Source organism: Flavobacterium sp. Root186 (genome assembly GCF_001428525.1).
GTDB lineage: Bacteria > Bacteroidota > Bacteroidia > Flavobacteriales > Flavobacteriaceae > Flavobacterium.
In genome coordinates, this window is the sequence record NZ_LMHW01000010.1 from 293,387 (window position 1) to 319,603 (window position 26,217).

Below are 26,217 nucleotides of genomic sequence, written 5' to 3' on the forward strand. Positions count from 1 at the left end.
TTCTTATGCAAATATATATCTAAAAGACAGTATCTTGTTTTGCATAGTACCAAATATTAACAAAATATTAACAATTACAAAATGAGTTTAAGAAATATAAATAACTGAAAATCATTGCTAGATATTGATTTTACTGCTAGTTTTAGAAAGTAATATCAATTTATTGTGCGTGCATAGTTTTTTTGTATTTTTACATAAAAAATATATCAAATGGCAATATCCGTATCTAAACTTAACAAATTTGTATTATTCAAATTACCGTCGGCATACTTTTGCGGCGTACGCGTAAAAGCAATTGACAAAGACAGATGTGTTGTAAGTGTAAAACACCGCTGGATTAATCAAAACCCTTTTAATTCGATGTATTTCGCAGTTCAGGCAATGGCTGCAGAGTTAACAACTGGCGCCTTGGTTATTTCGCAAATTCAGCAAAGCGGTAAAAAAATCTCAATGCTTGTAGCCAATAATAAAGGAAACTTCACCAAAAAAGCAACAGGAAGAATAACTTTTGTCTGCAATGACGGACATTTAATTGCCGAAGCCATTCAGCAGACCATTGCAACAGGCGAGGGGCAGACCTTCTGGATGAAATCTATTGGAACTAATGAAGAAGGTGTTCAGGTTTCTGAAATGGATTTTGAATGGAGCATTAGACTAAAATAGATTTTTTCGCCACGAATTCACTAATTTTTCACAAATTAATTCGTGAATTCGTGGCGAAAAAGAACACCATAAAAAAGGCCTCAAATATTTGAGGCCTTTTAAATTTAATGCGTGCTGCGATTATTTTTTAGCGCAGCATTTTTTGTCTTTTTTAGCGTCTGTTTTTTTGCAGCAAGATTCTTTTTTAGCTTTTTCTTTCTTAGCGGTTGTAGTATCCTGAGCTTGTAATCCAATTGTAAATAAAGCGATGGCTAAAACGGTAAATAATTTTTGCATTTTTTGTAAAATTTAGTTGTTAGTATTTTTCTTTTTTGATTGAAGATGCTGGTTCAAATATAGTACGATTTAGTTTTGGAAATTGTCAACAATAAGTTAATGTAGAAATGTTTATGTAGTCCCTACGGGACAATTTTAAATGCGGGTTATTTTTTTTCTACCGATATTATACTCCTAACGGAGTATTTAATAGAAAAGATATCTCGTAGAGATAAAATATCGGTAGAAAGTAAAATAACATCACTAAATGTCCCATAGGGACTACACTTGTTTAATAATTCAAATTAAGCCCAAAACCAATCCCCATATCGCTGTCATAATGTGTCGTAATTCCAAAATTTCTACCAGCGATATATTTTAATCCGGCCATATATTCTTTATCCGTATTCCACATTAAATTCATTCGCAAACGTCTGGAAAGAGGAATGTCTTTTCGTTCAAACTGGATTCTCACATTTCCATCGGTATACATTTCAACCTGAGCTTTTACAAGCATTGGCAGCGTATATTCTGCTCCGATACTGAAAACCGAACGATTGTCTTTTGTATTGCTTTGCCCAAAAAGATTTTGTTCTTGTTCGTCTATTCCCATTTTTCTATATCTCCAGTCAAAACCTATAAAAGGCATAAACCATTGCATTTTGCCAATATATCGGCCAATATGAGTTTCAGTTTCATAACCGTGTTTGTCGTTATAACCCAAACGCCATTCTGTTCCAATGCTCCAGCGTGTGTTGCTGTACATGGCTTCTCCGTCATTTCCATTTGTGGCAAAATCATTTTCGGCCATAAGATGGAACATGCGATCGTCCATTTTTAGCATTTTATATGCCATTTCGGGATGATGAATTAATGGATTCGGAGCCGAATTTTCATAACTAAAAATGCGTCCCATTCCTGCCATCATGTGATATAATATGTGACAATGAAAAAACCAGTCGCCATCGGCATTTGCCTGAAATTCGATCGTGTCGGTTTCCATAGGCATAATATCAATCACGTTTTTTAGTGGAGAATAATCACCATGTTCATTCAGAATTCTAAAATCGTGTCCGTGTAAATGCATGGGGTGGCGCATCATCGATCCGTTGTACAATACAATACGAACGTTTTCTCCTTTTTTAATTAAGATTTTATCCGTTTCAGAAATTACTTTATTGTCCAGACTCCAAACATACCGATTCATATTTCCGGATAATGTAAAACGTAATTCTTTTACCGGAGCATCTTTGGGTAATGTTGTTTTGGTTGGAGATTTCAGCATTCCGTAATTTAATGTTACAATTTCAGAAGTTGAGGTAGAATCATCTGGCATTTCCATGCCTTCCATATTGTGCATTGAATGATCTTCTGTTTTTGCTGATTCCTCTTCTCCAGAAATTTCAGGATACATTACGGCATTCATGTCCATTTTATTGAGCGACATTTTCATGCCCATATCATTCATTTCGCCGTTCATTTTCATCATATCGTTCATCATTTTCATCCCTTCAAAATATTTTAATTTGGGAAGATGTTTGACAGATTGTTTCGCTCCTTCGCCTAAAAATAAAGAAGCAGATCCGGTTCTGTCTTCGGCTGTAGCCAAAAATGCAAAGGACTTTTTATCTTCGGGAATCGTAATGACAACATCATATGTTTCAGAAACAGCAATAATTAAGCGATCTACTTCAACAGGATCAACGTCGTTTCCGTCGCTGGCTACAACCGTTATTTTTCCACCGCCATATGTGAGCCAAAAATAACTGGATGCACCTCCGTTTGCAATTCGTAATCGGACTTTATCTCCGGCTTTAAACTGCGAAAGCTGGTCTTCATTTTTTCCGTTAATCAAGAATTTCTCATAATAAACATCACTCACATCCATAGCATTCATACGTTTCCATTCGTTGGTAACTTTTGTCGAGAACTGCCCTTTCTTGATCGCCTCGGCATAACTTTGAGTGGTTCCTTTTTTTATAGCAAACCAATCGTTGGCATTATGCAACATTCGCTGTACATTTTCGGGTTTAAGATCTGTCCATTCGCTTAAAATAATCGGAACGGTTGGCAAATCGTCAATACCTTTTCTAAAAGTAGGATCGTCTTTCTTTTTATTAATAATGAAAAGACCATACAAACCAATTTGTTCCTGTAATCCCGAATGACTGTGATACCAATACGTTCCGTTCTGAATAATTGGAAAACTGTATTTGTGAGTCGTTCCGGGTTTAATAGGCATTTGCGTTAAATACGGAACGCCGTCTTCTTTATTCGGAAGAAATAATCCGTGCCAATGCAGTGCTGTATCTTCATTTTTTAGATCGTTATGCACGTAAATTTCTGCAATATCGCCTTCCGTAAAAGTTAATGTCGGCATCGGAATTTGCCCGTTTACAGTAAGAGCACGTTTTTCTTTTCCGGAAAAATTGACAATCGTATCGCGAACGTGTAAATCATAACGAACTACTTTTTGAGCATTGGAACTAAAAGCAATCAAAAAGACAATTAAAATAGTATGTAGTTTCATATTGATTTTTTAAAGGTTGAGGTTTCGCAATCGCAATGCATTTACAATTACCGAAACCGAACTTAAGCTCATAGCCAGCGCAGCTAACATTGGCGAAAGCAAAATTCCGAATACTGGATATAAAATTCCTGCTGCAATTGGTACACCCAAAACATTGTATATAAAAGCAAAAAAAAGATTTTGCTTGATGTTCTTCATTACGGAAAAACTTAGTTTTTTAGCTTTTACAATTCCGTTTAAGTCGCCTTTTACGAGTGTAATTTTAGCACTTTCGATGGCAACATCAGTTCCGGTTCCCATCGCGATTCCAATATCGGCTTTGGCTAAAGCCGGAGCATCGTTGATTCCGTCGCCGGCCATTGCGACTATTTTTCCTTCGGCTTGCAAACGTTCAATTTCTCTCAGTTTATCTTCAGGAAGACAATCGGCTTTAAAAGAACTTAAATGAAGCTGATCTGCCACCGCTTTGGCTGTATTTTTATTGTCTCCTGTAAGCATTATCACTTCAACGCCCTGATCAATTAAATCTTTGATTGCTTTGGCACTGTTTGTTTTTATGGCATCCGTAATGGTTACGTAACCCGAAACGATATTGTTTACAGCAATGTATGAAACTGTTTTTCCCAGATTTTGCTCGGCTGTAATTTTGCTTTCAAAATCATCAGAGACCGAAGCTTTAATCTGTTCCATTAATTTTTTATTTCCTAATGCAATTTTTGAATTATTTACGGTTCCTAAAACTCCTTTTCCGGCAACGGCTTCAAAATCTGGAACTTCAAGTAATTGCTGGTTTTTATTTTTAGCAAAATTAACAACGGCTTGCGCCAAAGGATGTTCGCTGTGCTGATTTAGCGAAGCAATGTTTTGCAATAGAAAATCTTCGTTATTATCAATCGCATAAATTTTCTCGACAGTTGGCTTTCCTTCTGTAATTGTTCCGGTTTTATCGGTAATTAAAACATCGATTTTATTCATGTTTTCGAGGGCTTCGGCATTTTTTATTAAAATTCCGTGCTGTGCGCCTTTTCCAACGCCCACCATAACCGACATTGGAGTTGCCAATCCTAAAGCACAAGGACAGGCAATAATTAAAACGGCAATTGCATTGATTAATCCGTAGATATAAGAAGGTTCAGGGCCAAATTTTGCCCAAATAATAAAAGTCAATATAGATACAGCGACTACGGTTGGAACGAAATATTTAGCAACACGGTCCGCCAGTTTTTGAATTGGCGCTCTCGAACGGCTGGCGTCATTTACCATTTGAATAATCTGCGAAAGCAAAGTTTCTGAACCTACTTTTTCGGCAATCATAACAAATGATTTGGTTCCGTTTATAGTTCCCGAAATCACATTGTCGCCCGTTTTTTTATCTACCGGAATTGGTTCTCCGGTAATCATAGCTTCATCAATACTACTTTCTCCGGAAGTTATTTTTCCATCAACCGGAATTTTTTCTCCTGGTTTAACTCTCAATAAATCCCCTTTTTTAATATCGTGAATTGAAATAGTTTTATCATTTCCGTTTTCTACCAAAGTAGCTTCGGTTGGGGCTAATTTTAGTAACTCCTTAATCGCACCATTGGTTTGTCCGTGCGCTTTGGCTTCTAATAATTGTCCTAATAAAACTAAAGTTATAATGACTGTTGCAGCTTCAAAATAAAGATGAATGGTTCCGTGATGTGATTTAAATTCTGATGGAAAAAGATCGGGAAAGAACATTCCGGCAATACTGAAGAGGAAAGCAACGCTGGTTCCGATACCAATTAAAGTAAACATATTTAAATTCCAGGTAATAATCGATTTCCAGGCGCGGGTAAAAAACATCCATCCGGCGTAAAACAAAACCGGAATTGAAAATAAAAACTGAACCCAGTTCCATTTTTCAATCGACATGATTTTAAAAAGCGGATTATCCGGAATCATTTCTGACATTGATATAATGAAAATAGGAAGCGTGAACAACGTCGCAATCTTCATTTTCTTTAGTAAGTCGGTATACGTTTTGTTTTCGTCAGAATCAGATGTCTGCATTGGCACTAAATCCATTCCGCAGATTGGACAGTCGCCCGGTTCATTAGAAATAACTTCCGGATGCATTGGGCAGGTAAATTGTGTTCCAATGGCAATTTGAGGTACCAAATCCATTCCGCAAACGGGACAATCTCCGGGTTTGTTATAGGTTTTATCGCCTTCGCAATGCATTGGGCAGTAAAAAACTCCGGTTGCATTATGAGGAATTGCCGTTTTTTCTTTTTTATGATGATGAGCCGAATGGTCTTCTTTTTTATGACCTGAACAACATGATTTTACTTCAGATTCGTCTTTTTTAGGAGAATCCATTTCAATAGTATATTTCCCAACAGCAGATAAAACTTCCTGAAATTTTTCTGTTGATACATGTTTTTCCATTGTTATGGTTGCCAATGGCGGATCTAACGTTACTTCGGCATGAATTCCTTCAACTTCATTTAACGTTTTTTCAACTTTGGTTCGACAGCCATTGCATGACATTCCTGAAATTATATATTGATGCGTCATTGTTTTCGTTTTTAAGGTATTACAATGCAAATTTCCGAAGTAAGATTTACAACGGTTTGTATAATTTTGAGAATGATTTGTAATATTTACTAAATGTTGTTTAACCGCAAAGAGCGCAAGGAATTTTTGACATGCTGTATTTATAAAAAGCGCAAAGTTCGCAAAGCTATGTGTGAATAACTTTGGGTACTTTGTAGAAAAACATAGCCCAAGGTTTTAACCTTGGGGACGTATGTTATAGAAAATCATTGCGTTTCAATGGTTGAAACCATTGGCTATGTTTATAATCTTTGAGAACCTTGCGTAAACCTTTGCTCCCGATAGTTATCGGGATTGCGGTTAAAAAAAATTACAAATTCTCGATCTGAATACGGTTTTTATCTTTCAGCTGTTTGAAATAAGTAGGGGTAAAACCCGTAATTTTCTTGAACTGATTGCTTAAATGTGCTACGTTGCTGTAGTTTAAAAGATCGGCAATTTCGCTTAATGAAAGCTCATTGTAAATCAATAACTCTTTTACCTTTTCTATTTTTTGGCTGATAAAGTATTTTTCGATGGTTGTATTTTCAATCTCAGAAAAAAGATTGCTCAGCGAATTGTAATCCTGGTTGAGGTTTTCTGCTAAATAATCAGATAAATTGATTTTGAGTTCGTTGTTTTTATGATGAACCAAATCGACAATGAGGTTTTTTATTTTCTCGATAGTTTTGGTTTTTTTATCATCCAATAAATCAAAACCTAAAGCTTGCAGGTTTTTAAGCAAAATTTCTTTTTGAGAATCGGTAATATCATCTTGTAGTTCGACTTCGCCTAATTCAACAGAAATAGTCTGAAGTCCGAGTTTATCCAACTCAGACTCCACAACCATTTTGCATCGGGCGCACACCATGTTTTTGATGTAGAGCTTCATATTTATTTGATGGTTTCTACCACGTTTCCGCAAGTCAGCATCGAAGAACCGTAGTACGGATTCTTAACTGCTTTTTCTTTGCTTAACCAGTCTGCATCTGCCATTGGGCAATATTGCTTGTAAACCGGCTGGTCTGGACTTGAAACTTTTATAAGATCGTAAGTGCTTTTAGAAAGTGATTTGAAAGTTTCGCGCTGTTTTTTAAGATCTGAAGTACCTGAAATACTTTTGGCATCGGCGGTTAATTTTTTTACCACTTTCATCCATACAGTATGTTCATTACTTTTTAGTTTGTCCATTTTTATGGCAGTAATAGCATCTAATAAATCTTTGGCTTTCGCCGAAGTTGCTTTAGCATCGCTTTTAATTAAAGCATCTTTTACAGTAAAATAAGCATCATAAACAGCTTGCAATTGTGTTGATTCTGTAATCTCAATTGCATTTTTTTCTGTTTTTGCTGCACGTGCCTGAATTGTATTTGCAGAAAATAATAATGTGATTATTGCTGCTATAGTTAATATTGTGTTTTTCATTGTATGTAAATTTTGACAGAGAATGTAATTTTTTCTCTAAGTTAAATAATTTTAATTTTTTATAGGATGTTTTAATCTCGGAATCCCGATAGCTATAGGGAGCAAAGTTTAATTTTTTCTTCGAACCTTTGTGCCTTCGTGGCAGAACATAATTATGGCTGTCAGAAATAGAATTATTTTATTTTTGGAATTAACCAAATAGAGGTAAAACCATCAGAAATACTGGCGGTTTTATAGTAAGATATAGATTTCTCAGGAGAGAAATTAAAGAGATTATTTTCGAATTCAAATTCGTTTGTGGTAAGCAGACTAAATTGTAAAGCAGTAGTTGTACAGCTCGAATGATCACATTTTCCACTGCAGCCGTGCTGGTCTTTTGAGTCATGACCTTTCTTGCAGCAATTTTCCTGACAAGAATCTGAATTCTCTTTTTTAGAAGCAGCTTTCTTTTCGCACGAAGTTTTCTCAGCAGATTTTCCACACGCATAACTTGAACTGGACATCAAAAAGAAGCCAAGAGTTAAAAGGAAAAGTAATATGTGGACTTTTTTCTTCAATGAAAATGCTTTGGAATTACAAATTTAGATAATTTTTTTAAGAGCAGTTACTTATTTAAGATTTCAAATTTTATGTTTTCTTAAAATCAGTCGGCTTCATGTTTTTCTTCTTTTTAAAATAATTAGAAAGATGGCTTTCATCAGTAAAACCAAATTCGTAAGCAATTTGTTTAATAGAAAGCTTGTCGTTATGAATGCGTTTTTCGATTAAAGTTGTTCGCAGGTTATTGATGTATTCGCGGTAACTGATAGAGAAAGTCCTTTTAAAATAAGCACTAAAATAAGTTTCGGCAATATTAAAATGACTGGCAATGACTTTTATCTGAACTAATTTCGGGTTATAAATATTCTGATGAATATAAGTGGCAATTTGTTCGTTGTCGATATGCGTCGATTCCATTCGCAAATTCATACCTCTTATCGTTTCTTTTATTAAACCAAAAATAGAAAGGATTTGATAAAAGATTATGGGAGAAGTTGAAACATCGGTTTTACAATTATAAGCTGTTATATTCTCAATTGTGTTTTTCAGAATCGTTTTGCAAGGATCGTCTAATTTTAAAACGGTTTCTTTTAATAATTTATCCCGCATAAAATTTTCCGGCGTGTGAATTAAGAATTCATCGCAGGTTAAATTTTGTTTAGAATTAAAATAATTATCAGTGAATTTGATATAAACAAAGCGAGTTGATTTTTTAATATCAAAATAATGTTCATCTTCTGGCGAAATCACAAATAGGTCGCCGGATTTATAAGGAAGAAAATTATTGTTGAGGTGGTGAACGCCGCTTCCTTTCTTTATATATATGATTTCGTAATAGGTATGGGTGTGAGGCGGCAGATGAAATTTTTCATCTTCGAACTCATGAATGACAAGAGTTTCAAATTGATTTAATTTCGGCATGTCTTATTATTACAAGTTTATGTTGTAAATGTACAACTATTTTCTTGTTTAATGGTGTTAAATTTGCACTGTAGAAAGTCTTTCCCTTTCTTATCAAATCAAATGAAAAAAAGTCTTATTGCACTCTCTTTTGGAGGCTTAACAATCGGTATAACCGAATTTGTAATGATGGGTCTTCTTCCTGATATCGCTTCAGATATGAAAGTTAGTATTCCTGTTGCCGGATATTTAATTTCTGCCTATGCACTTGGAGTTGTTATTGGTGCTCCTTTATTAGTAATACTTGGAAGAAATTTTCCACCTAAAAAAATGCTTTTAATTTTAGCTTTAATGTTAACGGTTTTTAACGCGCTTTCGATTATTGCACCTTCTTATAATTTTTTATTTGCTTCGCGATTTTTATCGGGATTACCGCATGGAGCCTTTTTTGGAGTGGGTGCAGTAGTTGCAAGCCGTTTAGCCGATAAAGGAAAAGAAGCACAGGCGATTGCTATTATGTTTTCGGGTTTAACCCTGGCTAATTTAATTGGTGTTCCTATCGGAACTTATATTGGTCATAATTTTATCTGGCGTTATACTTTTGTGCTAATTGCAATTGTAGGCATGTTAACCTTTTTGCTTATTACCTTATGGATGCCAAAGTTAGATAAAGGTGAAACAGTAAATATGAAGAAACAATTAGAGTTTTTCAAGAGAACCGAAGCCTGGTTAATTATCGGTATCACTGCAATTGGTTTTGGAGGATTATTTGCCTGGATCAGTTATATCGCGCCTTTATTAATTAACGTTTCTAAATTTGGCGAAGGTGATGTTTCGTATATTTTAATTCTTGCCGGGCTTGGAATGGTAGTCGGAAATTTTGCCGGTGGAAAACTGGCAGATAAATATTCACCTGCACCAACCACTTTGGCATTATTGTTTGTCATGTCGATCGATTTGGTTTTAGTTTACTTCTTTTCATCAAATCAATATATTTCATTGTTTTTAACATTTTTAACGGGTGCTATTTCTTTCTCAGTTATTGCACCAATTCAAATGTTGATGATACGAACTGCAAAAGGAGCAGAGATGATTGCTTCGGCTTCTTTGCAGGGAAGTTTTAATATAGGAAACGCTCTTGGGGCTTTTCTAGGCGGATTACCTTTAACTGCGGGATATAGTTATGAATCTCCAAATCTTATAGGAGTTGGAATGTCTATTGTTGGAATGCTGATAACGGTGACATTAATTAAAATCCGCAAGAACGATTTGAAGCTTCAAAGCGCATAAGTTTTATATTCTCAATAACTATTAAACCCTTAGATTATCTCTAAGGGTTTTTTTGTGCCCAAAATTTATTTAGGATTTGTTTAGGGTTTCGAATGCTTCTTTTATGGCTAAAATAGAAAGGCAAAAACAAATTATGGATTTCTTTTTGAAAGAAAAGCTTGTTAAAAATACTATCGATTAAAAAAAATTAATGATTTTCGAATCAATATTAAATGTTAAAAACACACTTAAAAATTTATTAAATTGTAAGCTTGTAATCGATTGTTTTTTTAGATAAAATCATAACAAATCATCGAATTACGATAATATATTTAATATTTATATATCGATAAAATTACATAAGTCGTATAAAAAAGCTATTTTATTTTTAATATGTAATCTTATTTATGAAATTTTTATGAATTTTAATTTTTTATATAAAAAAAATATCTATGTTTGTGTAATCGATTACAACTTTTTTAGACATTGTTAATAGAAGTTTCGATTCTTACAAAAAACGAATGATTAAAATTCAAAAATAGTATAGACCTACTCTTTGTTGTTATTAGCAGAGACAGGGCTTACAAACAAAAAAAGAACCACAAAAACCACTTTTAAACAATTTACTAACTTAAACAAACAACCATGAATTTTAAAGATTTATTAAACAAGGGAGCAAATCATTGCTTTGCATTTGTTTTTTTATTGTGTTTGCTGTTGAGCAATCGAGCGAATGCTCAGACAGTGACAATAGAAGGAACCGTTAAGGATGCAGCCGGACTTTCTTTGCCAGGGGTTAATGTACTGGAGAAAGGAACGAAGAACGGGACTTCTACAGATTTTGACGGCCACTATAAATTAAAATTGACCAATCCAAAAGCGGTTTTAAGCTTTTCATTTATAGGATTTAAAAGTATTGAAATACCTACAGAAGGGAAAGCCAAAGTAAATGCAACTATGTCTGAAGATTCAAACAACTTAAATGAGGTTGTTGTAATTGGATATGGTACTTCAAAAAAATCTGATTTAACGGGTGCGGTGGCTACATTTTCTGGAAATGAAATGCGTAAAATTCCTGTTCCTAACGTAGCAGAAGCTTTAACGGGTCGTATAGCAGGGGTTCAGGTAACTTCATCTGAAGGTTCGCCGGATTCAAACGTGCAGATTAGAATTCGTGGAAACGGTTCTTTAACGCAGGATGCTTCTCCATTGTACATTGTAGATGGATTTCCGGTAAACAATATTAATGATATTTCTTCTTCTGATATTGATACGATGACCATATTAAAAGATGCTTCGTCTACTGCAATCTATGGTTCCAGAGGTGCGTATGGAGTTGTTATTGTTACAACTAAGAAAGGTAAAGATGGTAAAGTCACCGTAAACTATAACATGTTTTATGGTATGAAAAAGATAGCCAATACTATTGATGTTACAGCTCCTGAAGATTATGTGAAATGGCAGTATGAGTATGCTTTGCTTAAGGACAACACTGATCTAAGTTCGTATGAAAAATATTTTGGGTCATGGAATGATTATGATATGTACAAAGGCATAAAAGGTAATGACTGGCAAAGACAGGTTTTTGGACGTACAGGTGAAGTTCAAAGCCGTGACTTATCTATTCGCGGCGGTTCAGACAAAATGAACTATAATTTCAATTATGCTCATTATGATGAAAAAGCAATCATGAACGGGTCAGATTTTAACAGAAACAACTTGTCGCTGGCTTTAAACAGTAAGGCTTCTGATAAAGTAGATTTGAGTTTTACAGTTCGTTATTCAGATACTGAAATTAATGGAGGGGGAATGAATGAACAAAATGAGGTTTCATCAGCAGATTCTCGTTTAAAAAATATTGTGGGATATGCTCCAATTCCGGTTCCGGGTTTAACAACTGATGATACAGATGAAGCGGTGTCAGATAATTTAACGCATCCTTTTGTAGCTATTGCTGATACTGACCGCCAGCAGTTTAGAAAAAACTTTAATATGCTGGGAAGTTTTTCATGGAAACTTACTTCAGATTTAGTGTTTAAAACAGAATTAGGTCTGGATAATTATAATTACCTAGACTATCGTTATTTTGGACGCTCTACTTATTATGTGAAAAATAATCCGGCGGCAGAAAGACAAGGTATGCCTGCCATGATATTGGGAGACAGAAAAGATACCCGTTTTAGAAATGCAAATACCCTGAACTATGATTTGAAAAAATTTGTTGGAGAAAATCATAACTTAAAATTGCTTTTTGGTGAAGAGTCTATTGAATACAAAAGAAATGATGTAAACACTGCCATTCATGGTTATCCATTAACATTTGGTTTGGATCAGGCCAAAAAATTAACGACTCAGGGAACACCGGTTTCTGTGGATAATTTCTATTTCCCGGATGATAAATTACTTTCATTTTTTGGTCGTGTAAATTACGAGTATAAAGATCGTTACCTTTTTACAGCAACCTATCGTGCCGATGGTTCAAGTAAATTTTTAGGTGATAATAAATGGGGATTTTTCCCGGCTGCAGCTGCAGCATGGAAAATTTCGGGAGAAGAGTTTATGAAAAATGCTTCATGGGTTAATTTGCTTAAACTTAGAGTAAGTTATGGTGAAGCAGGAAACAACAATATCCCGACAGGACAAATGGTTCAGAGTTTTACCTCTACAACATCTACCTGGATTAACGGTGTTGATAATTACTGGGCACCTTCTAAAACAATGGCAAACCCGGATTTGAAATGGGAAACTACTGTTACTCAAAATTTAGGTTTAGATTTCGATTTGTTCAAAAACCGTGTTACGGGATCTGTTGAGGTTTATAAAAACATTACAAAAGATTTATTGATAAACTTCCCAATTTCCGGAGGATATGATTTTCAGTACAGAAATATGGGTGAAGTTCAAAACAGCGGAGTTGAGGCAACTTTAAATCTTAACCTAATCGAAAGAGAAAAATTCGGTGTAAGCTTATCGTTTAATGCAGGATTCAACACCAATAAAATTAACTCACTTGGTGTAATGAATAACTTTGGTGCAAGTTCTGGATGGGCTTCCACGGCTATTGGAAATGATTATTTAGTAAACGTAGGCCAGTCAATAGGTGTCATGTATGGATATAAAAGTGACGGACGTTACGAAGTATCTGATTTCAATTATAACGCAGGAACTTACACTTTAAAAACCGGAGTACCAGATGGAACTACAATTGTAGGAACTATGAAGCCAGGTGCAATGAAGTTAAAAGATATCAATAATGATGGGAAAGTAGATGCTAACGACCTTACGGTTATCGGAAATGCAAATCCAAAAACTACAGGAGGTTTTGTGCTGAATGCCAATGCATATGGCTTTGATCTTTCTGCAGCATTTAACTACAGCATCGGGAATGATGTATACAATGCCAACAAAGTTGAATTTTCTACTTCAATTCCAAACGGACAATATAGAAATTTAAATACTGAAATGGCTGACGGGACAAGATGGACAAACTTTGATCCTAACACAGGACAATTAGTAACAGATCCTGCAGCGCTTACTGCCTTAAATGCAAATACTACAATGTGGTCGCCTTATATGCCGCGTTATGTTTTTAGTGACTGGGCAGTAGAAGACGGGTCTTTTTTAAGACTTAATACTTTGAGTTTAGGTTATACTACACCAAATGATTTAACTTCTGCTTTAGGCGTTTCTAAGTTAAGATTTTACTTAACTGCAAGTAACGTATTTGTCTGGACAAAATACACTGGGCAAGATCCTGAAGCTTCAACAAGAAGAAATACGCCGCTGACTCCTGGGGTTGATTATTCGGCTTATCCAAGAAGCAGACAGTTGATATTTGGTTTAAACCTTAATTTTTAATTCAGTAAAACTTTCACAAGATGAAACATAAAATATTAATAGCAGGAATGTTTGTTGCAAGTCTTTTTTGTTCTTGCTCAGATGACTACTTAGATGCTCCGGCACAATCAACATTAGACGAATCGGTTATTTTTTCCAGTCCTGATTTAGCTGCGGGAGCCGTAGACGGAATTAAAATTCCGTTTGCAGAAACTAATTCTTACAGAGGCCGTTTTCTTCCTTTTTATGGATTAAACACAGATGTAGAATGGTATAATTCTTCACAGACTGTAAGTGATGCATCAGATTTATGTACGTATGATGCAAAAGCAAATAATTCTCAAATGAACACAACCAACAATGCCTGGGCAATGATGTATTCAGGAATTGAGCGTGCCAATCTTTGTGTTCGCGGTTTACGTACTTATGGTAATCCAACACCGGGATCAGACTTAGGATATTTATTAGGTGAAGCCTTAACATTGAGAGCCATTTATTATGCTGATTTGATAAAGGCCTTTGGAGATGTTCCGTACCGATTTGAACCACTAACAAATGAAACACTTTATATAGGAAAAACAAGCCGTGACGAAATTTACAAACAGCTGCTTAAAGATTTAGGCGAAGCAGCAACATTAGTGCCATGGCCTGGAGAAACTACCGCAACAAGCAGTGTAGAAAGAATCAATAAAGCTTTCGTAAAAGGATTCCGTGCCCGTTTGGCAATGGCTGCGAGCGGTTATCAGCAATATCCTGACGGAGTAAGAAGAAGTACAGATCCGCAGCTTTCTGTTGCCAATATGTACGCATTGGCATTGGCAGAATCCCGTTCGGTAATTGAAAGCGGATCTGCACATTTAGAATCTTCTTTTGAAACATTCTGGAGAAAATACAATCAGGAATATTTAGTAGCAGGCGGCGAATCATTGTGGGAACTTCCATTTTCAGAAGGAAGAGGCCGTATGCTGTTTACATTTGCAGTGCGCCATACTACAAACGATCAATTTCACGCAAATGGACCGAACCGTGGAGGAACTGCAGGACCGTTGCCTTTTGTTTTTTACGATTACGATCAGGCAGATACGCGTAGAGATGTAACTTGTGTTCCGTACAAATATGGAACAGCGGTAAACAATATTGCAAAACAAGAATTAGGAGCTTTAAATACATGGTATTTTGGGAAATACCGTTACGAGTGGATGACACGTTTTGTAACTTCAACAAATGATGATGGTGTAAACAAAATTTATATGCGTTATGCTGAGGTTCTTTTAATAGCAGCAGAAGCAGCTAACGAATTAGAAGGCCCAAGTGCAGCGGCTCCGTATTTAAAAGAAATCCGCAGAAGAGCATTTCCTGCAGCAGCTCAGGCTGTAAAAGTAGATGCTTACGTAAATGCCTTAACAAGCAAAGACGCCATGTTTAAAGCATTGGTAGAAGAAAATAAATTTGAGTTTACAGGAGAAATGGAACGCAAACAAGCTCTTATTCGCTGGAATCTTCTTAAAACGAAACTAGACGAAGCTAAAGTTAAAATGACAAACTTATCGCAGCGTTTAGGCGAATACGCCACAGTGCCAACAACCTTATATTATAAATTTAAAGCCGATAATGTCAGCTTAGACATTTACGGATTAAATCGTGGAGAAACTGCTAATCCGGGAGCTGATTATACTTCTTTTGAATGGACATGGACAGGCACTGCTACCGATGCAAAAATCAATAGTTTGTATAAAGCCGGCATGAATCCTGATAACAAACAATTCTGGCCAATCTGGCAAGTATTTATTGATGGAAGTAACGGTAAATTAACTAATGATTAGGGTTATTAATCTCATACAATTATTTATTAATTATAAGGCATCATGTTTATGAAAACAAAATATATAATAAAAGGATTAATAGCTTCAATAGTATTGGCAGCTGTTATTTCGGGCTGTGAAAGTTATAACGAAGAAGTTATAGACAGCATAAATGCAAGCAGGGAATTTTCTCCAATTGGTTTAACAGCAAAAGTCAGAAACCAGACTACAGTTGAGTTAAACTGGTCAGTAAAAGAGGAAGAAAATCCAGATCATTACATAGTAGAATTTAGTGCAGATGATCCAGACTTTAAAACCATTTTTAAAACTATTAACGTTACACCGGAACAATTGCCAATTCAGGTTGCATTAGAGGGTGAAACTGTTTATTCGATTAGAGTAAAAGCGGTTGGTTCAACAGGATTGGAAGACTCAAAATGGTCTGTAGTAACAGCAACTACGCTTTCAGAGCAAATTTTCTTCCCGGTTCAGGACGCTGATATAGATGCGAAATTTGTTACTTTAAGATGGACACCAAATAGCAACGTTACACAAATTTCTGTTGCTCCGGGAAATATCATTCATACTATAACACCTGCAGAAAAAACGGCAGGAGTTGCAACAGTAAACGGACTTACTGGTGAAACAGACTATACAGCAACATTATTAAACGGAACCAAAACAAGAGGAACTGCTACTTTTACAACCGGAATCGATATTACGAATGGTATTGTAGTGAATCCGGGAGATGATTTAGCAGCAAGTATTGCAGCCGCGCCTGCAGGTTCAAGATTATTATTAATGCCGGGAACTTTTAGTACTACTGGTGAAATAATTTTGAATAAATCACTTATTATTAGAGGATTAAAAACAGGTGATAAACCAAAACTGAATGTCAAGTTTACGGTCAATCCGGGAGTTACAAATCTTTCGTTGGTAGATTTAGATTTGAATGGAACAGGATTGAACAATGCAGCCGTAATAACAATTAGCGGAGCAGCATCAAATTATGGAGATATTTTAATCAGTAAAAGTAATATTCATGACTATACTCGTGCTTTAATTTCTGCCAACGTAACAAATGCAAAAGTAGCATCATTTACGGTTGATAACAGTATTGTCAAAAATGTAAATACAAATGTTGGTGCTGATTTTATCGATTTCAGAAACACCTACATTGCAAGTATAGTGCTTAAAAACAGTACATTCGACAGTTGTTCTTCATCTCGTGATTTTATTAGAGCAGATGTGGCGGCTAACTTATCCGGAACAGGTTTAGTAACCAATAGTTTAATTGATAAATGTACCTTGTATAATGTTTCAAATATGGCAGCTCCAAAAAGAATCTTATATGTTAGGTTTTTAGATAATGCTTCAACGGTAAAAAACACTTTGATAGCGGGAACAACTGCGATTTATACCAATCAAGCCAATACTGAGCAGCCAGTATTTACTAAAAACTATTATTTTAATGCCCCAAGTTTTATGGATGCAACGATTAATTTAAATAAAATCGACGCATCAGGAACTAGTGCAGATCCACAATTTGTAAACCCAGCCGGAAGCGATTTTACAGTTAAAAATCAAACCCTGATTGATAACCAAATTGGAGATCCACGCTGGCTGGATTAAATGATTTCATTTTTTTTCATATTTAGTTTAAAGGGATGCAGTTTTTTGCATCCCTTTTTGTATAAAATAAATCCGTTCCAACCTGCGAAAATCCGCATGCCAATTACACACAAACCGAGACTGAAAACTGAAAACTGCGACTAAAAACTCATTCAATCTCCAAGTCAAACTTTTCCAATAACCCCGCAAGAGCAATATGCGAAACCTTAGTCCCTTTAATTTTATTTTCAGAAGGATCAAAAGCGTAATTTCGAGACGATCTAAAATCAGTTTTCTCCAGAATACATTCCACGAAAGTGGCATTCGATAAATCACAATTTTTAAAAACAGCCAAAGACAAATCAGTATTCGAGAAATCAACATCTTTAACTGAACAATCGATGAAATTCGTTTTCTTTAATTTCTTGTAAATGAAAGTGGAATAATCTAAAAGACAATCCTGAAAATTCATGGAAAATAAAAAGCTGTTACTTGCGCTGAAATCCAAACCCATCAGTTTGCAGCCAATAAATTTTATGTTTTTTAATCCCGTGTTTTTGAGAATCGCCAATGAAAGATTGCAGTTTTTAAAAGTAGAATCCAGAAAATCATTGTGGCTTAAATCGCTTTTAGAAAAGTTGCAATTGATGAATTCGCAGTTCACAAATTCAGTATTCGATAAACTTTGATCAGCGTAATCTACCGTATCAAAAGTTCGGTTTTGGTATAATTTTGTTTCCATTAAAGGGTATGAAGAAATTGAAAAATTGAAGAAATAAACTTGATTTTATTCTAATTCGCTGCAATCAAAAATGCCATTGTTTTGAATTAAAGCAGGAATATCAAGTTCGCTGTCGATTCTTAAAATATTATCGCAATCCTCAAGATCAAAATTCCATAACGTATTTGGCAGTAATTCCTGAAGCAGGGCAGAAGCCGACTCAAGCTTGGATCGACTGTCAACGGAAGTTTTAAAAACATAAATCATAATATGCATTTTTTGAGATGCAAATTTCAGAAAAATGTATTGTTATTTATTAGGATGCAATAATCAATAATTAGGATTTATCAATCATTTTTCGATATTGAATAGGACTAATTCCTTCGTGCTTTTTAAAAAACCGACTAAAGTACGATTGGTCTTCAAGTCCTACTTGTATTGCGATTTCACTTACAGAAAGAGTGGTTTGAAACAACAGATATTTAGCTTCGAGCAATATGGTTTCGTCAATCCATTTTGCTGCCGATTTTCCGGTAACGGTTCGAACAGATTTATTCAAATGATTTGGTGTAACATTAAGCAGTGAAGCATAATAATGAACAAAATGATGGGTTTTAATATTTTGATGAATCAATTCTTTGAACTTATTTGTAATAACTTCTGCGGCCGAAATATTTTTAGAACTCTTAACCGAATTTTTATTCATTTCATAAAACAAAGCAATTAAATACGACTGAACAATATTCAAATTTGCAGTTGTTGTTTCAGAATATTCTCTTTGAAGCCGTTCTAAAACAGCAGTAACATTTGCAACGTCTTCTGAAGCTAAAGTAATTTTTGGGTTTCCGGAAATTTTCATAAAATCAAATTCGTTCAGCATTTCACGGCTGCCATATTTCCCAATTAAAATATCGGGATGAAACTGGCAGATATAGCCTTTGTGTATACTATTTACATTGTCAAGGGAAAAAATCTGACCAGCGGGAACCATAATTATTTCGTTATCGGTAGTAATGTATTCCTGATAGCCTAATTTCATAACATGCTGACCCGAAGAAATAAAAATTAAAGTATGACAAGAATGTTTCGATGGCGGCACCGGATATTGCATCTGCATAATTTCCTCAATCTCCAAACAGAAAAAATGATCCGAATTTGATTTGAAAAGCAAATGAATAGGGTTGTCCTCTCCCAGAAACTTCTCCCGAAATCTTGAAGGATTATACGTTTTTATTTTCTCGGTTATCTTGGCGCCCATACTTAATAATACAATCTAAAATCAAGTAATTTGCAAAGCGCATAATGTTTTTGGTACAAATCTTCCACCACTTCCGTAAGATCGTCGTTTTCCTGATACAAACTAAAAAACGCTTTGTCGATTGTACTGCAGCTGGCGATTTTATTATAAGTTGATCCGTAACCCGAAATGGCACGCGCGCCGGTAATATCCAGAAAATATTGTGCTTCTTCGTCGTTGAGGTCCAGTCTTTTTTTATTGGCAAAATGAATAATCTTTCCTTTCATTTTTCCTTCAAAAAGTTCGGCTATTTCTTCGAGGCTGTAATAATAATCATGAAGGCAGATGTTGTTTTCCTGACCCGGCATGACAAGATAAATGATTTCATAATCCTTAAAATTATGATCGTCATAAAGCAGCGTATTCAAACTTTCCTCTAAACCTTCAATTGTATCGCAGGCTTTGTAAATACTTGCAATTCCCTGGTCAATAGCAATTTCTTCCAGATTTTTAACCACATCAGTAGTCGTAACGGTATCTACGTCCTGTACGCCTTCAAGGCAGAAAATAAATTTTTCATTATCCATACAAATGTCTTTTCGGTTCTAAGGAAAACTGCTTTTGACAAATATATTTTTTTATATGGAAAAACTGTTATTTGATTGGGATTTTAACGTGTTTTTTAGAATTAGAAGAAATACGTTAAATGAAAAACTTTTTTAAACGTATTTTTGCTGACTGAAAATCCAAATTAAATATGATCCAAATTAATCAAAACCAATCTTTTTCCATCGACGATATATTATTCTCTTTTGCTCTTGAATCTGAAGCAGCAGAAGTTTTTAAAAACTATAATACATTGATTACGGGGATTGGAAAAGTTAATGCAGCGTATGAATTGTCTAAAGCTATTCAAAATAAAAAGCCTTCATTAATAGTTAATTTAGGATCTGCCGGAAGCAGTTTTTTTCAAAAAGGAGACGTTATTTGCTGTACTAAATTTGTACAAAGAGATATGGATGTTCAGGGATTAGGTTACGCGCAATATGAAACGCCATTATCAGGACTGCCTCCTGTTCTGGAATATGGTTTGAAAATGGATAACCTGAAAGAAGGAATCTGTGGAACAGGCGATAATTTTGAAATGGGACATTGTTCTGATGCCTACAATGTTGTAGATATGGAAGGCTATGTTTTAGCCATGATTGCCATGAAAGAGAATATTCCGTTTTTATGTCTCAAATACATTTCTGATGGTGCCGATGATAATGCTGCCGAAGACTGGTTTGTTCAGGTGCATAAAGCGGCCGTAGCTTATGGTAAGATTTTAGGATTGAGTAATGAAGAGGCTTTAGTGTAGTTATAATGGTATCTACGTCCTGTAGTCTTTAATTTGGTTTTTAACGTGGTTTTTAGATTACAATATTTTCAGTTAAATCAATCTTGTTTAAAAAATAACCCAGCGATATACTATCAATGGTTCTATTGGATTTTATTCTCTCAAAGTTATCTAGTAAAATATAGTTTTTATTTGGGTTTATAACAGAACTAATGATCAACTTATTTCCATCTGCTTCATCTTTTTCGTATAATTTTCTACGATCATATCTCGAATAAATAAAGTTATTATAGAAGAGAACAAAATACGATTCTATCAACATTAAATTATCTTCCGTATCACTAGATATCTTATTTTTAAATATTATAAAAAAATTATCTTGCAACTGTTCTATTGTTAGTTTTTTTGATTTAATCTCATCATAGAAAGTATCATCAGTTATTTTGATATATATGAGAATTAAAAAGACGCTCGGAATAACGGAACTATTACTTGCAAAACTTCTTAAAGCAAGACGAGCTAAAGAAAAAATTTTCTCTTGTGTTCTTAATGAAATTTGCGAATTATTAAATAACAGTTCAGAAGTTTTTAAAAAATAATCACCATCATAACTTAAATCTCGATGTTTAAGTCTCTCGTTTGAATTAAAAAATTTTTCAAAATCAAAATACTCATATAAGTATTTGTAATATTTTTCTTTATCAGGTTCTGGAATTGAATACTCTAAGTCAATAAATCTTCTTAAATATTCATCAGAATCAATTCTGTCGTTTCCGTAAACTCCTCTTACAGCGTTTCCTAATTGTGTTTTATCGATCGATAATATAAATACAATGTTTGGAATAGAAAAGAAGTGCTTAATTTGTTCTAAAATAGATACAGAGTAATTTGGACGACATCTATCCAATTCATCAATTATAAATATTACAGGCTTACCTTCGTTTGTATTTGCAATAAATTCTGAAAGACTTTTTTTAAATTCATTAATTCCTATTTTCTTTTTTGCATAATCATTTACATCATTTTCAAAAATATCGCTTATACCTTTTGAAATATTTACAATTGTTTCCTTAATTTCCTTAGTATTTCCAATATATTTATCTGCAATTGCTTCTACTATTGTTGGCAATATATGTTTTGACAATAATGCCGCATTTTTTAAGGCAGTTTGGAATTTAGGTTCTGTTTCTTTTGTTGTCAAGGTTTTTAACTCTCCCATCAATGCCGTTAATGGATTGTTTTCAAAGTCATTTTCCCATGCATTAAAATATACGGTTTGATATGAATTGTTTTTCAAATCTTGTTCCCACATTTTTACAAATGTCGTTTTTCCTGCTCCCCATTTATTATTTATAGCCAATACAAATCCATCAGAATAATTTTTAACTAACGTTGTTAAAATTGTTCCGTATTTTTCCCGGTCTAATTTGCAATTTTCAAAAGGATTTTCTTCTTGAATCTCAATTTCTTTATGTTTTAAACTCATGTTTATTTTGTAGATTAAATGCTTGACTTATAAAATTTGATCAATTCAGAAAAATATAAAATAATTGGGTTAGACCGACAGAATGTTAATGTTATTTTTCTATGAGATCATTAACCCATAAATCACCGGGAAATGCTTTTTTCCAATTGAGAATAATTTCTTTATTTTTATTATGATCTGCCGTTAGAAGCTTTAATAAATCTTTTTTAGAGTTAACTTCATAAGAATCGAATGGATAAGGCTTAAATGATTTAGAGAAATCTTTAGGTAACTTATCTGGAAATATTTGCTTCAGTATTGTAATTTTATCTTTAGCTTCATAATCATCTTTAGAATTAAATATAATTTCAGCAGCTTTAATTTGAAACATATTTTTTTCATTTTGTTGTTGGGTATAAATACTAAAAAAGATGGTAAATATTATTGCTAATAGAGGAATTATTGTTGCTGAGATATACCATTTCATTTTTGATTTTTCAATGGCTAGTTTCTCATTTTCAATTAAAATTTTTGTTAATTCGAGGTTGTTGGGATCAATTTCTATCATTTTTTTTGGTTTTATTATTTATGGAAAACTTAGACATCAAATATTTGTAATATTTCAACTCAATATATAATTAAAGACATGACTTTTAAAAAGAGTTCTAGAACTTTCAGTATATTACAAACATCACAATTATTATAAAATAAAGGCTAAGTATAAATACCTGATTTCATAATTTTGATGCAATTAAGAAGCTAATCTAAATAAGAAAATTTAAAGTGTACATATAAATAGAATCTCGTGTTGTGTAGTAACAGCAGAAAAAAAACGATATAAAGTGCATTTTTTACAGAAAATTGAATAACAAATTTACTAAAACGGGTTTACTAAGCCGCCTTTTTCACACATACCTTTTGCTCTAAAAGCTTAATTTGATCCTCTGAACAAAGAATTTGTTCCCTAAGATCATTTCTATAGACTTCAATCAAATAATGAAAAGTCATTTCTTTCATTGCAGATTTTTTGATAAGTCCTTTTTTAAAATCTATTTTTCGTTCTAATACGATAGCCCTGTAAGATCTCCCACTTAAAGTTGTGTAGGATACATCTTGTCCTTTTTCAAAATTCATTGCTTTAGCTTTTTTGATTCTTTAATATTTTTTCGCTAATACAGTAGTCTCAATTTACGAAAAAAAAGAGTTGAAAAATAATTCTAAGGGGGCTAAAAAAACTTTCTTAACTGTTAGTGCAATGTATAAATATTCAAAAATTTTCGACCAGGTATTTATACCTGTTTTTAAACTTTAACTATTTTATTCTGAGCGATATAATTATTAGGAAAAGCTTTGTTATTACTGGTTTTGGCTTAAAATTTTGATACAATTTAGAACACTAATTCCCGACCCTTCTCCATACCAAATTCCTAATTTTGAAATGATAAAATTTCATTCCAAAAACAAATAAAAAAGGTCAAAATGGTACACGAAAGAGTGATGGAGAAACTGGCAATTTTAGCCGATGCAGCAAAATATGATGTTTCGTGTTCGTCCAGCGGAAGTAAGCGAGAAAATAAATCTAAAGGACTTGGCGATGCGATGGGAAAGGGAATTTGCCATGCCTATACCGAAGACGGACGTTGCGTTTCCTTACTTAAAATTTTGCTGACCAATCATTGTATTTTCGACTGTGCGTATTGCGTGAGCAGAAAAAGCAATGATGTAAAACGCGCCGCTTTCACAGTTCAGGAAGTGGTGGATTTGACGATTGGTTTTTACCGAAGAAATTATATCGAAGGTTTATTTTTGAGTTCGGGTATTTTTGATAATCCCGATTATACAATGGAACGTTTGGTGAGAATCGTAAAGAAACTTCGGTTAGAAGAAAACTTTAATGGATATATTCATTTAAAAGCGATTCCGGGTGCGAGCGACGAATTACTAAAAGAGGCAGGACTTTATGCTGATCGTTTAAGCGTAAATGTCGAAATGCCAACAGAGCAAAGTCTTAAATTACTAGCTCCCGATAAAAATCATATTGATGTGATTAAACCAATGGAATATCTCAAAAATGAAATTGTTGGTCATAAAGAAGAAAAAAAACTAAACTATAAAGCGCCGCTTTTTGCTCCGGCGGGTCAAAGTACGCAAATGGTTATTGGCGCAACCAAAGAAAATGACATGGAAATTCTAGGAATGGCCAATTATTTCTACGAACAAATGAACATGAAACGTGTTTATTATTCGGGATATGTGCCCATAAGTTACGACAATCGGCTTCCGGCGATTGGAACTCCGGTTCCTATGATTCGGGAAAACCGTTTGTATCAGGCCGATTGGCTACTTCGCTTTTACGGATTTAATGTAAATGAAATTGTAGGATTCGATCAGCCAAATCTGGATTTGGATATTGATCCAAAACTCGGCTGGGCTTTGCGAAATCTGAATCAATTTCCGGTTGATATCAATACTGCCGATTTAGAATTAATTCTTCGAATTCCCGGAATCGGAGTTAGAAGTGCTTATAAGATTGTCGCCGCCAGAAAATTTAAAAGATTGCAGCCCGAAGATTTACAGAAATTAGGAATCGCTTACAGCAGATCAAAATACTTTTTGGCTTTTGCTTCGCCTTTTCAATTGCAGCGGGATTTGACTTCCATCCAAATAAAAGATCATATTTTAAATACGCAGAAAAGCAAATACAAAAACGATTTTTCGAATCAGCTTTCTTTATTTTAAACCCAATGACACAAATAATTTACGATAGTACTTTTGAAGGCTGGCTTTCGGCTGTATTTGAAATCTACGAGCTTAAACTCGAAGATGTTGTTTTTGCTAAAAGTGAAGTTTCAAATGCTTTACTTTTTTCGGATAAACATTTTGTATCAACAGATTTAGTAAAAGCAAAACGGGTTTTAAACGGATTGAAACAAAAGCTATCAAAAGAAGGTTTTGCGAATATTTACAGAGCATTTTTATCTGAAAATGATAAAATAGACGAAACCTTATTTCAATACGTAAAATATATTTTTTCGAGTTCCATAAATGTGGAAGGTGATTTATCTAATTCACCAGTTTTAGAAGTTAGAAAAGCCGCTCATTTAACCGGAAGAGAAAGCCACAGAATGGAAGCTTTTGTTCGGTTTAAATTGACCAAAGACAATTTGTATTACGCAATCGTAGAACCCGACTGCGATGTTTTGCCTTTGATAGAAAGACATTTTAAAAACCGTTATGCCGATCAGCGCTGGTTAATTTATGATGCAAAACGCAAATACGGCATTTATTATGATCTCGAAAATACAACATCGGTACAATTAGAGTTTAATGCTGATTCCAATTCTTCTAAATTTTTAGCCGAAATATGTGACGACGATGAGGAGTTTTTTCAGAATCTCTGGCGCCGTTATTTCAGCAGCGTCAATATCGAATCGAGAAAAAATACCAAACTGCATTTACAGCACATGCCAAAACGTTATTGGAAGAATTTGACAGAGAAAATCCCGAATTTAAGAAGATAATAATTTGGACGAATTTAATCTTCTAAAGGCAAAACTATCTTACAATCCATAAACGAAATTTCCGGATTCCATTGAATCGTCCAGTCACACATTTGTTTTAAAACCGGAAGAAAAGATTTTCCTTTTTCTGTTAAGGAATATTCTACTCTTGGCGGAACTTCTCCAAATTTCTGTCTCAAAATAAAACCATCCTCTTCAAGTTCACGAAGCTGATCAGTTAATACTTTTCTCGAAACACCTTCCATAAAGAAAAGTAGTTTTCCAAAACGTACGCTTTTATTAGCCAGTAAATACAGGATAAGAGGCTTCCATTTAGTGCCAATTATATTTATTGTGTGAAGCATTGAACAAGAATCTTTATTCTCAAGGAGTTTTCGTGCCATAAGTTACTTTTTAGTTACCGCAATTTTTCTTAAATCAAACTGCATTAGTTGCAAATATAAACTATTGATAGTTTATTTGTAGAACTATTGGAGGCAAAAGTAGTTAAGAAATAGTAATAAGCCATTTTTCTGCAGAAAAAACGACTAAAAAAATGAAAAA

23 protein-coding genes are annotated in these 26,217 nt (G+C 34.2%); 8 read left to right on the forward strand and 15 right to left on the reverse strand.

Going from position 1 to position 26,217, the window contains the following annotated elements; genetic code table 11:
• Positions 1 to 210 precede the first annotated feature (210 nt).
• Entirely contained in the window at positions 211 to 663 is a 453-nt protein-coding gene (locus ASD98_RS04990) for a DUF4442 domain-containing protein (protein ID WP_056201005.1), read from the forward strand.
• A 120-nt stretch (positions 664 to 783) separates the two neighbouring features.
• Here ASD98_RS04990 and ASD98_RS23975 read toward each other — a convergent pair whose 3' ends face one another.
• The 7 genes from ASD98_RS23975 to ASD98_RS05020 form a co-directional block, all read right to left on the reverse strand.
• On the reverse strand, positions 784 to 939 hold the full coding sequence (locus ASD98_RS23975) for a hypothetical protein (RefSeq protein WP_157849138.1): 156 nt from the start codon (positions 937 to 939) through the stop codon (positions 784 to 786).
• Between the two features lie 271 nt (positions 940 to 1,210).
• Positions 1,211 to 3,448, reverse strand: coding sequence for a multicopper oxidase family protein (locus tag ASD98_RS04995; RefSeq protein ID WP_056201007.1), 2,238 nt, complete (start codon positions 3,446 to 3,448; stop codon positions 1,211 to 1,213).
• Positions 3,449 to 3,457: 9 nt separating this feature from the next.
• The gene (locus tag ASD98_RS05000; protein ID WP_056201010.1) at positions 3,458 to 5,989 is read right to left on the reverse strand and encodes a heavy metal translocating P-type ATPase; all 2,532 of its coding nucleotides are present in this window, start codon (positions 5,987 to 5,989) and stop codon (positions 3,458 to 3,460) included.
• 349 nt (positions 5,990 to 6,338) lie between these two features.
• Positions 6,339 to 6,899 carry an AraC family transcriptional regulator gene (locus ASD98_RS05005; RefSeq protein ID WP_056201013.1) on the reverse strand — a complete coding sequence of 187 codons (561 nt, stop codon included), beginning with the start codon at positions 6,897 to 6,899 and terminating at the stop codon, positions 6,339 to 6,341.
• A 2-nt stretch (positions 6,900 to 6,901) separates the two neighbouring features.
• On the reverse strand, positions 6,902 to 7,432 hold the full coding sequence (locus ASD98_RS05010) for a DUF3347 domain-containing protein (protein ID WP_056201016.1): 531 nt from the start codon (positions 7,430 to 7,432) through the stop codon (positions 6,902 to 6,904).
• A gap of 173 nt (positions 7,433 to 7,605) precedes the next feature.
• Positions 7,606 to 7,989 carry a hypothetical protein gene (locus ASD98_RS05015; protein WP_056201018.1) on the reverse strand — a complete coding sequence of 128 codons (384 nt, stop codon included), beginning with the start codon at positions 7,987 to 7,989 and terminating at the stop codon, positions 7,606 to 7,608.
• 70 nt (positions 7,990 to 8,059) lie between these two features.
• Positions 8,060 to 8,893: an AraC family transcriptional regulator gene (locus ASD98_RS05020; protein WP_056201022.1), complete on the reverse strand. Its 834-nt coding sequence runs from the start codon at positions 8,891 to 8,893 to the stop codon at positions 8,060 to 8,062.
• Between the two features lie 102 nt (positions 8,894 to 8,995).
• On the opposite strand from ASD98_RS05020, the gene ASD98_RS05025 reads away from it, so the two are divergent.
• The 4 genes from ASD98_RS05025 to ASD98_RS05040 all read left to right on the forward strand — a co-directional run bounded on the left by ASD98_RS05025 (position 8,996) and on the right by ASD98_RS05040 (position 17,412).
• Positions 8,996 to 10,162, forward strand: coding sequence for an MFS transporter (locus ASD98_RS05025; protein ID WP_056201025.1), 1,167 nt, complete (start codon positions 8,996 to 8,998; stop codon positions 10,160 to 10,162).
• Between the two features lie 624 nt (positions 10,163 to 10,786).
• A complete protein-coding gene (locus tag ASD98_RS05030; protein ID WP_056201028.1) occupies positions 10,787 to 13,999 on the forward strand; it encodes a TonB-dependent receptor in 3,213 nt (1,070 codons plus the stop codon).
• 20 nt (positions 14,000 to 14,019) lie between these two features.
• A complete protein-coding gene (locus tag ASD98_RS05035; RefSeq protein ID WP_056201031.1) occupies positions 14,020 to 15,801 on the forward strand; it encodes a RagB/SusD family nutrient uptake outer membrane protein in 1,782 nt (593 codons plus the stop codon).
• Positions 15,802 to 15,849: 48 nt separating this feature from the next.
• The gene (locus tag ASD98_RS05040) at positions 15,850 to 17,412 is read left to right on the forward strand and encodes a DUF5123 domain-containing protein (RefSeq protein ID WP_242412073.1); all 1,563 of its coding nucleotides are present in this window, start codon (positions 15,850 to 15,852) and stop codon (positions 17,410 to 17,412) included.
• 148 nt (positions 17,413 to 17,560) lie between these two features.
• Here the strand turns inward: ASD98_RS05040 and ASD98_RS05045 are convergent, their stop codons facing one another.
• The 4 genes from ASD98_RS05045 to ASD98_RS05060 all read right to left on the reverse strand — a co-directional run bounded on the left by ASD98_RS05045 (position 17,561) and on the right by ASD98_RS05060 (position 19,936).
• Positions 17,561 to 18,133: a pentapeptide repeat-containing protein gene (locus ASD98_RS05045; protein ID WP_056201037.1), complete on the reverse strand. Its 573-nt coding sequence runs from the start codon at positions 18,131 to 18,133 to the stop codon at positions 17,561 to 17,563.
• Positions 18,134 to 18,178: 45 nt separating this feature from the next.
• Positions 18,179 to 18,379: a hypothetical protein gene (locus tag ASD98_RS05050; protein WP_056201039.1), complete on the reverse strand. Its 201-nt coding sequence runs from the start codon at positions 18,377 to 18,379 to the stop codon at positions 18,179 to 18,181.
• A 70-nt stretch (positions 18,380 to 18,449) separates the two neighbouring features.
• A complete protein-coding gene (locus ASD98_RS05055) occupies positions 18,450 to 19,370 on the reverse strand; it encodes an AraC family transcriptional regulator (RefSeq protein ID WP_056201041.1) in 921 nt (306 codons plus the stop codon).
• A 2-nt stretch (positions 19,371 to 19,372) separates the two neighbouring features.
• A complete protein-coding gene (locus tag ASD98_RS05060; RefSeq protein ID WP_053472360.1) occupies positions 19,373 to 19,936 on the reverse strand; it encodes a DUF6642 family protein in 564 nt (187 codons plus the stop codon).
• Positions 19,937 to 20,106: 170 nt separating this feature from the next.
• Here ASD98_RS05060 and ASD98_RS05065 point away from each other — a divergent pair, with 170 nt between their 5' ends.
• Positions 20,107 to 20,709 carry a nucleosidase gene (locus ASD98_RS05065; RefSeq protein WP_056201044.1) on the forward strand — a complete coding sequence of 201 codons (603 nt, stop codon included), beginning with the start codon at positions 20,107 to 20,109 and terminating at the stop codon, positions 20,707 to 20,709.
• Between the two features lie 52 nt (positions 20,710 to 20,761).
• On the opposite strand, the gene ASD98_RS05070 is transcribed toward ASD98_RS05065, so the two are convergent.
• The 3 genes from ASD98_RS05070 to ASD98_RS05080 all read right to left on the reverse strand — a co-directional run bounded on the left by ASD98_RS05070 (position 20,762) and on the right by ASD98_RS05080 (position 23,287).
• A complete protein-coding gene (locus tag ASD98_RS05070) occupies positions 20,762 to 22,174 on the reverse strand; it encodes a P-loop NTPase fold protein (protein ID WP_056201047.1) in 1,413 nt (470 codons plus the stop codon).
• 91 nt (positions 22,175 to 22,265) lie between these two features.
• Positions 22,266 to 22,721 (reverse strand): hypothetical protein, encoded by a 456-nt coding sequence (locus ASD98_RS05075; RefSeq protein ID WP_056201051.1) that lies wholly within the window; start codon positions 22,719 to 22,721, stop codon positions 22,266 to 22,268.
• A gap of 323 nt (positions 22,722 to 23,044) precedes the next feature.
• Complete coding sequence (locus tag ASD98_RS05080) at positions 23,045 to 23,287, reverse strand: hypothetical protein (protein ID WP_056201054.1); 243 nt, start codon at positions 23,285 to 23,287, stop codon at positions 23,045 to 23,047.
• A 345-nt stretch (positions 23,288 to 23,632) separates the two neighbouring features.
• Here ASD98_RS05080 and ASD98_RS05085 point away from each other — a divergent pair, with 345 nt between their 5' ends.
• Together ASD98_RS05085 and ASD98_RS05090 are read left to right on the forward strand one after the other, a co-directional pair.
• Positions 23,633 to 24,892, forward strand: coding sequence for a putative DNA modification/repair radical SAM protein (locus ASD98_RS05085; protein WP_056201057.1), 1,260 nt, complete (start codon positions 23,633 to 23,635; stop codon positions 24,890 to 24,892).
• A 5-nt stretch (positions 24,893 to 24,897) separates the two neighbouring features.
• Positions 24,898 to 25,674 (forward strand): TIGR03915 family putative DNA repair protein, encoded by a 777-nt coding sequence (locus tag ASD98_RS05090; RefSeq protein ID WP_056201059.1) that lies wholly within the window; start codon positions 24,898 to 24,900, stop codon positions 25,672 to 25,674.
• A 14-nt stretch (positions 25,675 to 25,688) separates the two neighbouring features.
• On the opposite strand, the gene ASD98_RS05095 is transcribed toward ASD98_RS05090, so the two are convergent.
• Entirely contained in the window at positions 25,689 to 26,057 is a 369-nt protein-coding gene (locus ASD98_RS05095) for a helix-turn-helix domain-containing protein (protein ID WP_053472352.1), read from the reverse strand.
• Between the last annotated feature and the right edge of the window lie 160 nt (positions 26,058 to 26,217).

Coding starts and splice junctions, on each gene's coding strand:
- ASD98_RS04990 (WP_056201005.1), top strand. CDS start 211: ATGGCAATATCCGTATCTAAACTTAACAAATTTGTATTATTCAAATTA.
- ASD98_RS23975 (WP_157849138.1), bottom strand. CDS start 939: ATGCAAAAATTATTTACCGTTTTAGCCATCGCTTTATTTACAATTGGA.
- ASD98_RS04995 (WP_056201007.1), bottom strand. CDS start 3,448: ATGAAACTACATACTATTTTAATTGTCTTTTTGATTGCTTTTAGTTCC.
- ASD98_RS05000 (WP_056201010.1), bottom strand. CDS start 5,989: ATGACGCATCAATATATAATTTCAGGAATGTCATGCAATGGCTGTCGA.
- ASD98_RS05005 (WP_056201013.1), bottom strand. CDS start 6,899: ATGAAGCTCTACATCAAAAACATGGTGTGCGCCCGATGCAAAATGGTT.
- ASD98_RS05010 (WP_056201016.1), bottom strand. CDS start 7,432: ATGAAAAACACAATATTAACTATAGCAGCAATAATCACATTATTATTT.
- ASD98_RS05020 (WP_056201022.1), bottom strand. CDS start 8,893: ATGCCGAAATTAAATCAATTTGAAACTCTTGTCATTCATGAGTTCGAA.
- ASD98_RS05025 (WP_056201025.1), top strand. CDS start 8,996: ATGAAAAAAAGTCTTATTGCACTCTCTTTTGGAGGCTTAACAATCGGT.
- ASD98_RS05030 (WP_056201028.1), top strand. CDS start 10,787: ATGAATTTTAAAGATTTATTAAACAAGGGAGCAAATCATTGCTTTGCA.
- ASD98_RS05035 (WP_056201031.1), top strand. CDS start 14,020: ATGAAACATAAAATATTAATAGCAGGAATGTTTGTTGCAAGTCTTTTT.
- ASD98_RS05040 (WP_242412073.1), top strand. CDS start 15,850: ATGAAAACAAAATATATAATAAAAGGATTAATAGCTTCAATAGTATTG.
- ASD98_RS05045 (WP_056201037.1), bottom strand. CDS start 18,133: ATGGAAACAAAATTATACCAAAACCGAACTTTTGATACGGTAGATTAC.
- ASD98_RS05050 (WP_056201039.1), bottom strand. CDS start 18,379: ATGATTTATGTTTTTAAAACTTCCGTTGACAGTCGATCCAAGCTTGAG.
- ASD98_RS05055 (WP_056201041.1), bottom strand. CDS start 19,370: ATGGGCGCCAAGATAACCGAGAAAATAAAAACGTATAATCCTTCAAGA.
- ASD98_RS05060 (WP_053472360.1), bottom strand. CDS start 19,936: ATGGATAATGAAAAATTTATTTTCTGCCTTGAAGGCGTACAGGACGTA.
- ASD98_RS05065 (WP_056201044.1), top strand. CDS start 20,107: ATGATCCAAATTAATCAAAACCAATCTTTTTCCATCGACGATATATTA.
- ASD98_RS05070 (WP_056201047.1), bottom strand. CDS start 22,174: ATGAGTTTAAAACATAAAGAAATTGAGATTCAAGAAGAAAATCCTTTT.
- ASD98_RS05075 (WP_056201051.1), bottom strand. CDS start 22,721: ATGATAGAAATTGATCCCAACAACCTCGAATTAACAAAAATTTTAATT.
- ASD98_RS05080 (WP_056201054.1), bottom strand. CDS start 23,287: ATGAATTTTGAAAAAGGACAAGATGTATCCTACACAACTTTAAGTGGG.
- ASD98_RS05085 (WP_056201057.1), top strand. CDS start 23,633: ATGGTACACGAAAGAGTGATGGAGAAACTGGCAATTTTAGCCGATGCA.
- ASD98_RS05090 (WP_056201059.1), top strand. CDS start 24,898: ATGACACAAATAATTTACGATAGTACTTTTGAAGGCTGGCTTTCGGCT.
- ASD98_RS05095 (WP_053472352.1), bottom strand. CDS start 26,057: ATGGCACGAAAACTCCTTGAGAATAAAGATTCTTGTTCAATGCTTCAC.